Raw genomic sequence first — 11,321 nt, 5'->3', positions numbered from 1 at the left:
CCGTAGGGTGCGCGGCAGGTTTTCCGGCAGTGCCCGTGCCTTGCGGGTGCGCGTGGTTTGCGCTTGTCGGGGTCTGTCTCGCTGACCGCGATCCTGTCTTCGACAGCGGCGATCTGCGCCTGTGTCTCGGCGATGGCAGTTTCCAGATCTTCCAGCGCCAATTCTAGCTGGGCGGGGTCCAGCTTCTCGGATTTCGGCCCGAACTTGGTGCGCCGGTAGTCCTGAACCTGGCCTTCCAGCTTCTCGATCAGCGCCTTCAGCTCGGTGATGAAGGCCTCCTTTTCGGCTACCACTGCCTGTTCATGCTGCCGTGCCGCGCGTTCAACCCGCGCCTCAAACTGTGCGGCGTCCAGCGCTGCCTTTTGGGCGGCAAAGGCATTCACCACCTCGGGCGGCAGGTCTGGAAACTGTCTGAGATCAAGTGGTTGCGACATGCGCCCTTCTACCAGATCCGGAACAGAAAGCCCAATAAAACAATGCCAAATTCGACCCGCTGAGTCATCCTGCCGCAGTCGGTGCCAGCACCCTTTGCGCCACCACCCGCCGCCAATCCAGACCTTCGAACAAGGCTTCCGCCTGCGCCCGAGACAGCCGCATAACCCCGTCCTGAATCTTCGGCCAGGCGAAGCTGCCCTGTTCCAGGACCTTGTAGATCAGCACCATTCCGGTGCCATCCCACACAAGGATCTTCAACCTGTCCCCGCGTTTTGACCGAAAACACCACCGTCACCCCGGAATGCGGATCGAGCTTCAGCTCCGTCTGCACGATCAGCGCCAGAGCGTTGTGCCCACAGCGGAAGTCTACTGGCTTCGTCGCGATCAGGATCGGCAGCCTCTGACCCGCGACGATCATGTCGCCCCGCGCAATGCACGCACCAGCGCCGCCGCGCGCTCCACTGTAACATCACCGGGAATACGCAAGCGCAGGTCGGACCCGACCTCAATCGTCAGCACACCAGAGCCATCCTGCGCGGCCGCGGCCGTGGAAAACACCGGCTGATCCATGGGCTCGGGCAGAATTGACAGCGGCACAAAGGCAGGCTCCGCCGCCTCCGACGCAGGCGATCCGTTCAGCGCATCCATCAGGTCACCCGGCAAAGCCAACCGACCCTGTCGGGCATGGCGACGCCAATCTGACAGGTGATGTGGGAGCAAATCGTATTTGCGTGCCACATCCACAACCCGCGCCCCAGGCTGATAACTCTCCGCGACAATCTTCGCTTTCACTTCCGATGGCCATCGGCGATTGCGCCGTCGCGGTTCAACAATTTCACACCGACCCATAAATCCGTCGCCACCATCCGCCATGCGAAACCTCCATCTGCGCGCGCAGACCTTCTCGCAGGCATGCCACGCGTCAGGAACAGGACAAATCAATGGGGCGTGGCCGTCGCTTACGACCTACCGCGACCGCGTGGGAGTGCTGATCGAGGGCCTGGGGCGCGAAGACGGGTTGGAAGAGACCCGCGAGGCGCTGCGGGGTCTGATCGAGAAGATCGTGCTGGTGCCGCGCAGCGATGGGCAAGGCCTCGATATCGACCTTCACGGGCGCTTGCGGGGTTGTTGCGTCTGGCGGCGGGCGTCGAGCAACACCAGGGTTCGGGCCTGCGCAAAAAGAGTACAAACTCGAATAGCCCCGCGGGGGCGGAGTTTCAAGGTGTTGATAAGATTGAAGAAATAGTGTTGGTTGCGGGGACAGGATTTGAACCTGTGACCTTCAGGTTATGAGCCTGACGAGCTACCTGGCTGCTCCACCCCGCGGTGGTATGTTTAGAGGTTTAGGTTGATTATGAGGTTTGGCGGTGAGCTACTCTCCCACGTCTTGAGACGCAGTACCATTGCCGCGGCGGCACTTAACTTCCGAGATCGGGACGGGATCGGGTGTATTGCTCGCGCTATTGCCACCAAACCTGGTAATCAACCTTGATCAAGCGATGTATTATCGCTTGAGTGATACACATCGGTGGGGGATTTGAGCCCGACGATTTTGGTCATGCTTTTGTTGTGTTGGTCTTGGAATTGATCTGGTTGTTACTGGATCAAATCAAGCCGATCGAGCGATTAGTACCGGTCGACTGAGCGCATTGCTGCGCGTACATCTCCGGCCTATTGACGTGGTGGTCTACCACGGCTCTCAAGGGAGACCTTGTTTTGAGGGGGGCTTCCCGCTTAGATGCTTTCAGCGGTTATCCTGTCCGTTCATAGCTACCCTGCGCTGCGGCTGGCGCCACAACAGGTCCACCAGTGGAACGTTCACCCCGGTCCTCTCGTACTAGGGGCAACTCCTCTCAAGTCTCCAACACCCACGGCAGATAGGGACCGAACTGTCTCACGACGTTCTAAACCCAGCTCACGTACCTCTTTAAACGGCGAACAGCCGTACCCTTGGGACCTACTCCAGCCCCAGGATGAGATGAGCCGACATCGAGGTGCCAAACGATGCCGTCGATATGGACTCTTGGGCATCATCAGCCTGTTATCCCCGGCGTACCTTTTATCCGTTGAGCGATGGCCCTTCCACTCGGGACCACCGGATCACTATGGCCGACTTTCGTCTCTGCTCGACTTGTCAGTCTTGCAGTCAGGCGGGCTTATGCCATTGCACTCAACGAGCGATTTCCGACCGCTCTGAGCCCACCTTCGCACGCCTCCGTTACTGTTTGGGAGGCGACCGCCCCAGTCAAACTACCTGCCACACAGGGTCCCGGATCCTGGTTCAAGGATCGCGGTTAGACATCAAGAGTGCGAAGGGTGGTATCTCAAGGGAGGCTCCACGGGAACTGGCGTTCCTGTTTCAAAGCCTACCACCTATCCTGCACATCGCAATCCTGATGCCAGTGTGAAGCTGTAGTAAAGGTGCACGGGGTCTTTCCGTCTAACCGCGGGAAGCCTGCATCTTGACAGGCAATTCAATTTCGCTGAGTCCATGTTCGAGACAGCGGGGAAGTCGTTACGCCATTCGTGCAGGTCGGAACTTACCCGACAAGGAATTTCGCTACCTTAGGACCGTTATAGTTACGGCCGCCGTTTACCGGGGCTTCATTTCGGAGCTTGCACTCCTCCATTTAACCTTCCGGCACCGGGCAGGCGTCAGACCCTATACGTCGTCTTGCGACTTCGCAGAGCCCTGTGTTTTTAGTAAACAGTCGCCACCCCCTGGTCTGTGCCCCCGCCCTTGCTTGCGCAAAGACGGGGCCTCCTTCTCGCGAACTTACGGAGGTATTTTGCCGAGTTCCTTAAACATGGTTCTCTCAAGCGCCTTGGTATTCTCTACCAGTCCACCTGTGTCGGTTTCGGGTACGGTCTGATGTGGGGCTATTTCCAGGGACCGCCTGGCTGCCCACCCAATCCGATAAGGGTGAACAACGTCCGCGATCCGTCACATCCCACTGGCCGAGGAATATTAACCTCGTTCCCATCGACTACGCCTTTCGGCCTCGCCTTAGGGGCCGGCTTACCCTGCTCAGATTAGCTTTAAGCAGGAACCCTTGGACTTTCGGCGACAGGGTCTCTCACCCTGTTTGTCGCTACTCATGTCAACATTCTCACTTCTGAACGCTCCACCGGTCCCTCACGGGCCGGCTTCACAGCAGACTTCTGATGCGTCCGTCACACCCCTTGGGGCATGCAAGACGCAAGAAGTACAGAACAGAACGCTCCGCTACCACGCACTTACGTGCATCCTAAGCTTCGGCTCATGGCTTGAGCCCCGTTACATCTTCGCCGCAGGACAACTTATTTAGACCAGTGAGCTGTTACGCTATCTTTAAAGGATGGCTGCTTCTAAGCCAACCTCCTGGTTGTTTTGGTCGTCCCACCTGCTTTCCCACTTAGCCATGAATTGGGGGCCTTAGCTGTAGGTCAGGGTTGTTTCCCTCTTCACGACGGACGTTAGCACCCGCCGTGTGTCTGCCAGATAGTACTCCCGGGTATTCGGAGTTTGGTTAGGATCAGTAAGCCTGTGGGGCCCCATTACCCATCCAGTGCTCTACCCCCCGGGGTATTCGTCTGACGCTCTACCTAAATAGATTTCGCGGAGAACCAGCTATCTCCGAGTTTGATTGGCCTTTCACCCCTAGGCACAGCTCATCCCGATCCTTTTCAACGGATGTGGGTTCGGTCCTCCAGTTGGTGTTACCCAACCTTCAACCTGGCCATGCCTAGATCACTCGGTTTCGGGTCTGATCCATCTAACTCGACGCCCATTTAAGACTCGCTTTCGCTGCGCCTACACCTAACGGTTTAAGCTTGCTAGATAGACCAAGTCGTTGACCCATTATACAAAAGGTACGCCGTCAGGGATCATGTCCCCTCCGACTGCTTGTAGGCGTCCGGTTTCAGGTCTGTTTCACTCCCCTCGTCGGGGTGCTTTTCACCTTTCCCTCACGGTACTGGTTCGCTATCGGTCAGCAAGGAGTACTTAGCCTTCGGGGGTGGTCCCCCGATCTTCGAACAGGATTTCACGTGTCCCGCCCTACTTGATACGTCCGATCATGCTTCGCATACGGGGCTGTCACCCGCTATGGCCTGCCTTTCCAGACAGTTCTGCCCACATTCACGGCTCGGCTGGTCCGCGTTCGCTCGCCACTACTAACGGAGTCTCTATTGATTTCCTTTCCTCCGGGTACTTAGATGTTTCAGTTCCCCGGGTTTGCTCTTTTAAGCCTATGTATTCAGCCTAAAAGTAACTGAGTATGCTCATTGTTAGCCACCACGCATCAACATACGCGCCCGGCCACCCAAAGGTGGCCACGGACCAAGGGTCCGCGCGGAGCGTATGTTATTGCGAAGCAATAACAACAAACAATCAGTTGGGTTGCCCCATTCGGAGATCGCAGGGTCAAAGCCTATTCTCGGCTCGCCTGCGCTTATCGCAGAGTATCACGTCCTTCATCGCCTCTTGCTGCCAAGGCATCCACCAAACGCCCTTATTGCGCTTGATTTGATCCAGAAAGAGCCAGATCGGTTCCCCGTTTTCACAGGCAACGTCACATGACAGGGGGCAACGGGCCTTTTGCGTTCCCGCGCCCCACGCTTCCCAAGACCAAAAGCATTGTACGTTTCCCGCCCTGGATTTTTTATGCGCTACCGCGCAGCTCACTTGAGCGCGTTGGCACCGCACTACCCGTCTCTACGTGCATAGATCGGGGCATCCAGAACAATTGGTTAGTGTACTTGACTTGGAATAGTCTCATGTCTTGCAAAGTCCGAAGACCCTGCAGGCATCTTCTCACGCGAAGATGCCAACATGACACTGATGTGTATCTCTCTAAACGATGTAAAAAGCAGCCGAAGCTGCCAACGTCCAACAGGACGATCAAGCACATGACCCATGTGCTTGATGATCGTGTTGGTCTTTCAAACTGCAACATCTCGACGATGTGCCGGGTGGAGCCACCCGCCAATCGACTTGACGATTGGCGCATAAAACAACCCTGGGCTTCACCAATGCGAAGCGTAGCTGGGTCTTGGTGGAGCCACCCGCCAATTCGCTTGCGAATTGGCGCATAATAAATCCTAGGAGCCACCATGACGAGGCGAAGCCCTGCCGCGCAGCATGGCTGCTTGGCATCAATCCCTAAAAACGATCCCCCGGATCGTTTTTGCGAGCTGCGCTCGCCGGGTTTGATGGTGGAGCCTAGGAGGATCGAACTCCTGACCTCCTGAATGCAAATCAGGCGCTCTCCCAGCTGAGCTAAGGCCCCGTTCTTGAGTGTCGCCTGCGGCGACGCACGCTTCGCGCCGCGCCTTGCGCGGTGGCAGCAAAGCTGCCGGGCACTCAGCACAAAACAAAACCATGCTTGATCGCAGCCCGCCGGAGGTAATGGTGGGTCGAGGAGGACTTGAACCTCCGACCTCACGCTTATCAGGCGTGCGCTCTAACCACCTGAGCTACCGACCCAAAGTTCAGACCGGTAGGCCTGCGGTTCTTCTTGAAGAGATATGAGGACGGTCCGGTTCGTTTATGTGACTTTGATTGTCACTGCTAAGTGTTTCACGAGATGGGCAAGCCCATCTGCCAGAAACATCCTTAGAAAGGAGGTGATCCAGCCGCAGGTTCCCCTACGGCTACCTTGTTACGACTTCACCCCAGTCGCTGAGCCTACCGTGGTTGGCTGCCTCCATTGCTGGTTAGCGCACCACCTTCGGGTAGACCCAACTCCCATGGTGTGACGGGCGGTGTGTACAAGGCCCGGGAACGTATTCACCGCGGCATGCTGTTCCGCGATTACTAGCGATTCCGACTTCATGGGGTCGAGTTGCAGACCCCAATCCGAACTGAGATGGCTTTTAGGGATTATCCCTCTGTCACCACCATTGTAGCACGTGTGTAGCCCAACCCGTAAGGGCCATGAGGACTTGACGTCATCCACACCTTCCTCCGACTTATCATCGGCAGTCTCCCCAGAGTGCCCAACTGAATGCTGGCAACTGGGGACGTGGGTTGCGCTCGTTGCCGGACTTAACCGAACATCTCACGACACGAGCTGACGACAGCCATGCAGCACCTGTGTGGGGTCCAGCCGAACTGAAAGAACCATCTCTGGTTCCGCGACCCCCATGTCAAGGGTTGGTAAGGTTCTGCGCGTTGCTTCGAATTAAACCACATGCTCCACCGCTTGTGCGGGCCCCCGTCAATTCCTTTGAGTTTTAATCTTGCGACCGTACTCCCCAGGCGGAATGCTTAATCCGTTAGGTGTGACACCGACAAGCATGCTTGCCGACGTCTGGCATTCATCGTTTACGGTGTGGACTACCAGGGTATCTAATCCTGTTTGCTCCCCACACTTTCGCACCTCAGCGTCAGTATCGAGCCAGTGAGCCGCCTTCGCCACTGGTGTTCCTGCGAATATCTACGAATTTCACCTCTACACTCGCAATTCCACTCACCTCTCTCGAACTCCAGACTGATAGTTTTGGAGGCAGTTCCGGGGTTGAGCCCCGGGATTTCACCCCCAACTTTCCAATCCGCCTACGCGCGCTTTACGCCCAGTAATTCCGAACAACGCTAGCCCCCTCCGTATTACCGCGGCTGCTGGCACGGAGTTAGCCGGGGCTTCTTTACTGGGTACCGTCATTATCTTCCCCAGCGAAAGAGCTTTACAACCCTAAGGCCTTCATCGCTCACGCGGCATGGCTAGATCAGGGTTGCCCCCATTGTCTAAGATTCCCCACTGCTGCCTCCCGTAGGAGTCTGGGCCGTGTCTCAGTCCCAGTGTGGCTGATCATCCTCTCAAACCAGCTATGGATCGTCGGCTTGGTAGGCCATTACCCCACCAACTACCTAATCCAACGCGGGCCGATCCTTTGCCGAAATTCTTTCCCCCGAAGGGCACATACGGTATTAAACCCAGTTTCCCAGGACTATTCCGTAGCAAAGGGCACGTTCCCACGCGTTACTCACCCGTCCGCCGCTAGGACCGAAGTCCTCGCTCGACTTGCATGTGTTAAGCCTGCCGCCAGCGTTCGTTCTGAGCCAGGATCAAACTCTCAAGTTGAAACGGACATGGTCCGTATCCTTGACGTCAAACCCAAGCACATATCAACACGTCCAGACCTAAGCCCAAACGCGTTACCCTGTTCATGTGCCTCCAGTCCAAAGAACCGAAAGCCGCATAAACAGTGAAGCTGACATTCCCATCATCGAGACGCTTCCGCACCCCTAGAGAACCGATATGTGTCAGGCCGATCCATCGAAATGAACCAAACCGCCCACATATCTCTTCAAGTTTCCAAAACTGTCAAACAAAACCACAACAAAAGACAATACCACACAGGCCAGCACCAATATCGGCGCAACCCATGCAACCTCGTCTCCCATCATGATAGCCAAAACAACAACCGTCCGCCGTTCCAGCCAACCAGCAACGTCCCCGCCGCCGGTGAAGCGCTATCTAGGGAATCCACTTTTCCAACGCAACAGGAAAATGACAAAGAAGGCGAAAAAACTTCCCTTGCCCGGATTTCTGGCCTGTTTGATCCAGATCAGGGCGTTAAAAGAAAGGTCTTGTAGGTTTCTTTGGATGCACGCTTGAGGGAAAGGAAAGCTGATGTCTTACAAAGCGCTGGGGCTGGGTCTTGCGCTGGCCATGGCCAGCCCGGCCCATGCTGACGGGTTTTACACGTTCGAAGCCGAAGGATCCTTCGATGATGTGGTCTTTGCGGTTGAGATGGCAATTACCGGGCGCGGGCTGGTGATCGATTCGGTCAACCATATTGGCGCAATGCTGGCCCGGACCAAGGAAGATGTCGGGGGCACCAAGGATCTGTTCGCGGGCGCGCAGGTGATGTCATTCTGCTCTGCCGATGTGTCCCGTCAGGTGATGGAGACGGACCTAATGAACATCCAGCATTGTCCCTATGGCATCTATGTCTTCCAGCCTGCCGAAGACGGCGCGCCGGTCATGGTGGGCTATCGCGAGTATAGCGACCGCAGCATGCAGCCGGTCAATTACTTGTTGCAGCAGATCGTGGCGGACGCAACGAACTGACCGCAGGTTGGTCACATCGAAACACGTTGACTTGATTTGAAACTCAAGGGCGCGCCGGCTTAGCCGCGCGCCCTTTGTCGTCAAGCCCGGCTCGCGCGAAAATGTGCCACATCCACTCTGCATGCCGCACCGTAACCTGCGTGTCATCACGACAATGACCAATGGAGGTTAGATATGTTCAAGACCACTTTCGCCGGCGCTGCCATTGCCCTTGCCTTGGCCACCCCTGCCCTCTCGAACGGAACCGACGACAAGACGATCGTAGACATTGCTGCCGAAGATGGCCGCTTCACGACGCTGGTTGCAGCCGTCTCGGCGGCCGGCCTGGCTGATACCCTGTCGGGGGACGGCCCGTTCACCGTGTTCGCACCAACTGACGATGCCTTTGCCGCCCTGCCAGAGGGCACCGTCGAAGGCTTGTTGAACGACATCCCGACCCTGACCTCTATCCTGACCTACCATGTGGTTCCGGGTGCGGTCATGTCGGGTGATCTGAGCGACGGGATGATGCCCGAAACCGTGAACGGCCAGACCGTGACCATTGGCGTGGATGGTGGCGTGACCGTGAACGATGCGACTGTGATTATTGCCGATATCGAAGCGTCGAACGGCGTGATCCATGTGATCGACTCGGTCATCTTGCCCGAGTGATCTGGCATTGCGCAAAGAATGCAGCGGGCGGCTTTTTGGCCGCCCGTTTGCGTGTCAGGGTTTGAAGTTGCGCACTGTCTCTATCATCAGCGCCACATTCTCGGGGTCGGCATCGGGGGTTATGCCATGCCCAAGGTTAAAGATATGCGGGCCGTTCTTGAAGGCTCCGACGATCTTGCGCGTTTCATCGACCAGCTCTTGCCCGCCCGTGACCATGTGGCGCGACGCCAGATTGCCCTGCACACAGCCATCCGTTTGCACATTTGCCGCCGCCCATTCGGGCGTGACGGAATCGTCCAGCGCCACGCAATCGGCACCGCTGGACTTGTGGAAGCCGATGTAATTCTCGCCCCCCTCGCGCGGGAAGGCGATGACCGGAATGCCGGGATGGCGCGCCTTCAGCGCGTCAATGATCCGCTTGGTGGGCGCAAGCGCGTATTTGGCGAATGCGTCGCCCTTCAGCGACCCGGCCCAGCTATCGAAAATCTTGACCACTTCGGCCCCTGCCTTGATCTGCATCGACAGGTATTCAATGGTCGCATCGGTGATCCGGTCAATAAGCGCGTCAAACACTTCGAGCGCGCCGGTCCGCAGGGCGTGGGCCGGGCCTTGGTCCTTGGTGCCGCGCCCGGCGATCATGTAGGTGGCGACTGTCCACGGTGCACCGGCAAAGCCAATCAGCGTGGTCTCGGGTGGTAATTCGCGCGACAAGATGCGCACGGTTTCATAGACCGGGTTCAGCGTGTCGTGGATGGCGTCGGTGGGCTTTAGCGCATCGACCCCGGCCTGATCGGTGATGGTGGACAGGCGCGGCCCTTCGCCGGTGACAAACCACAGATCGGCCCCAAGCGCCTGCGGCACCAGCAGGATATCGGCAAACAGGATGGCCGCATCAAACCCGTAGCGGCGGATCGGTTGCAATGTGACCTCTGCCGCCAGTTCGGGATTGTAGCACAGCGACAGGAAATCCCCGGCCTGCGCGCGGGTGGCGCGGTATTCGGGCAGGTAGCGACCGGCCTGGCGCATCATCCAGATGGGCGGTGTGGGCAAGGTTTCCCCGGCAAGGGCGCGCAGGATGGTCTTGGTCATATGGTTTTCTCCTTGGTCGATATCCTCGTCACAAGTCGGGCGGGCGTTGTCAAGTCTGCATGACACTCTGCGCTTGAAAGGCGCAGGGCACGGCGCTATGCAAACCGCATGACACACGCACACCCGACCCCCGACCAGCCCCTGAAAATCGGCACGCGCGGATCCCCGCTGGCCTTGGCGCAGGCCCATGAAACGAAGCAGCGCCTGATGGCGGCGCATGGCCTGCCAGAGGCGGCATTCGAAATCATGGTCATCAAGACCACGGGCGACGACCGCACGCTGATCGACGCGGACCGCCCATTGAAGGAAATCGGGAACAAGGGTCTGTTCACCAAGGAAATCGAAGAGGCAATGGTCGAAGGGCGAATCGACATTGCCGTCCATTCGATGAAGGACATGCCGACCGTCCAGCCCGACGGGCTGACATTGGGCTGTTACCTGCCCCGCGAAGACACGCGCGACGCATTCGTGTCGCACAAGGCGCAAGGGATTGCCGATTTGCCAAGCGGGGCGGTGGTCGGGTCGTCGTCCTTGCGCCGTCGCGCGCAACTGCTCAACAAACGGCCCGACCTGAAAGTGGTCGAGTTTCGCGGCAATGTGCAAACCCGGCTGAAAAAGCTGCAAGATGGCGTGGCCGAATGCACCTTCCTTGCCATGGCGGGGCTAAACCGTCTGGGCATGAGCGAGATTGCGACGGGCGGGATAGAACCCGAAGACATGCTGCCCGCGATTGCCCAAGGCGCGATTGGCATTGAGTGGCGTATTGCGGATGACGTAACGGCCGAATTGCTGGCCCCGCTGCATGATACGCCGACCGGTCACAGGCTGGCCGCCGAACGCGCGTTCTTGGCCGCGCTGGATGGCTCCTGCGAAACGCCCATCGCGGGGCTTGCGCTGATCGAAGGCGACGAGATCTGGCTGCGCGGCGAAATCCTGCGGCCCGACGGGTCGCAAAAGCTGGCAACCGAAGGGCGCGCGTTGCTGGCCGACGGCGCAGCGCTTGGGCGCGAATTGGCGGCAGAGTTGCGCGGTCGCGCACCCGCCGGGTTCTTCGACTGGATGTGAGCTGTGGCACCAGACCCAAAGAGA

The 11,321-nt window shown here is 57.9% G+C and carries 6 protein-coding genes, 3 tRNA genes, 3 rRNA genes and 2 pseudogenes; 4 read left to right on the top strand and 10 right to left on the bottom strand.

Features of this window, described 5'->3' with window-relative positions; genetic code table 11:
• From AWT76_RS02480 to AWT76_RS02435, 9 genes and pseudogenes are all read right to left on the bottom strand, one after another.
• Nucleotides 1–434 (bottom strand): annotated as a pseudogene (locus tag AWT76_RS02480) (transposase domain-containing protein); the annotation flags it as partial.
• A gap of 64 nt (nucleotides 435–498) precedes the next feature.
• Nucleotides 499–853 (bottom strand): annotated as a pseudogene (gene tnpB / locus AWT76_RS17075) (IS66 family insertion sequence element accessory protein TnpB).
• Nucleotides 850–1,284 (bottom strand): IS66-like element accessory protein TnpA, encoded by a 435-nt coding sequence (tnpA, locus tag AWT76_RS02470; RefSeq protein WP_281179076.1) that lies wholly within the window; start codon nucleotides 1,282–1,284, stop codon nucleotides 850–852. Before tnpA ends, tnpB begins: the two are co-directional and overlap by 4 nt.
• Nucleotides 1,285–1,684: 400 nt before the next feature.
• A tRNA-Met gene (locus AWT76_RS02460) sits at nucleotides 1,685–1,761 on the bottom strand.
• A gap of 33 nt (nucleotides 1,762–1,794) precedes the next feature.
• Nucleotides 1,795–1,909 (bottom strand): 5S ribosomal RNA (gene rrf / locus AWT76_RS02455).
• A 131-nt stretch (nucleotides 1,910–2,040) separates the two neighbouring features.
• Nucleotides 2,041–4,943: ribosomal RNA gene (locus AWT76_RS02450) — 23S ribosomal RNA — on the bottom strand.
• Nucleotides 4,944–5,629: 686 nt separating this feature from the next.
• Nucleotides 5,630–5,705, bottom strand: a tRNA-Ala gene (locus AWT76_RS02445).
• A gap of 120 nt (nucleotides 5,706–5,825) precedes the next feature.
• A tRNA-Ile gene (locus AWT76_RS02440) sits at nucleotides 5,826–5,902 on the bottom strand.
• Between the two features lie 133 nt (nucleotides 5,903–6,035).
• Nucleotides 6,036–7,499, bottom strand: a 16S ribosomal RNA gene (locus AWT76_RS02435).
• Together the 16S, 23S and 5S rRNA genes with 3 tRNA genes alongside form the textbook arrangement of a ribosomal RNA operon.
• Before the next feature lie 200 nt (nucleotides 7,500–7,699).
• Here AWT76_RS02435 and AWT76_RS16550 point away from each other — a divergent pair.
• From AWT76_RS16550 to AWT76_RS02425, 3 genes are all read left to right on the top strand, one after another.
• On the top strand, nucleotides 7,700–8,014 hold the full coding sequence (locus AWT76_RS16550) for a hypothetical protein (RefSeq protein ID WP_141655843.1): 315 nt from the start codon (nucleotides 7,700–7,702) through the stop codon (nucleotides 8,012–8,014).
• Nucleotides 8,015–8,051: 37 nt separating this feature from the next.
• Nucleotides 8,052–8,492, top strand: a complete 441-nt coding sequence (locus tag AWT76_RS02430) for a hypothetical protein (protein ID WP_072244627.1) — start codon at nucleotides 8,052–8,054, stop codon at nucleotides 8,490–8,492.
• Nucleotides 8,493–8,666: 174 nt separating this feature from the next.
• Nucleotides 8,667–9,143 carry a fasciclin domain-containing protein gene (locus AWT76_RS02425; protein WP_072244625.1) on the top strand — a complete coding sequence of 159 codons (477 nt, stop codon included), beginning with the start codon at nucleotides 8,667–8,669 and terminating at the stop codon, nucleotides 9,141–9,143.
• 54 nt (nucleotides 9,144–9,197) lie between these two features.
• Here the strand turns inward: AWT76_RS02425 and hemE are convergent, their stop codons facing one another.
• Nucleotides 9,198–10,232, bottom strand: coding sequence for a uroporphyrinogen decarboxylase (hemE, locus tag AWT76_RS02420; protein WP_072244624.1), 1,035 nt, complete (start codon nucleotides 10,230–10,232; stop codon nucleotides 9,198–9,200).
• Nucleotides 10,233–10,340: 108 nt separating this feature from the next.
• Here hemE and hemC point away from each other — a divergent pair, with 108 nt between their 5' ends.
• The gene (hemC, locus tag AWT76_RS02415) at nucleotides 10,341–11,297 is read left to right on the top strand and encodes a hydroxymethylbilane synthase (RefSeq protein ID WP_072244622.1); all 957 of its coding nucleotides are present in this window, start codon (nucleotides 10,341–10,343) and stop codon (nucleotides 11,295–11,297) included.
• The last annotated feature ends 24 nt before the right edge of the window (nucleotides 11,298–11,321 follow it).

The organism is Roseibaca calidilacus (assembly GCF_001517585.1).
In the GTDB taxonomy this organism is placed as follows: Bacteria; Pseudomonadota; Alphaproteobacteria; order Rhodobacterales; family Rhodobacteraceae; genus Roseinatronobacter; species Roseinatronobacter calidilacus.
The sequence above is the reverse complement of the archived record's forward strand: the minus strand, read 5'-3'. Positions and strand labels throughout refer to the sequence as shown.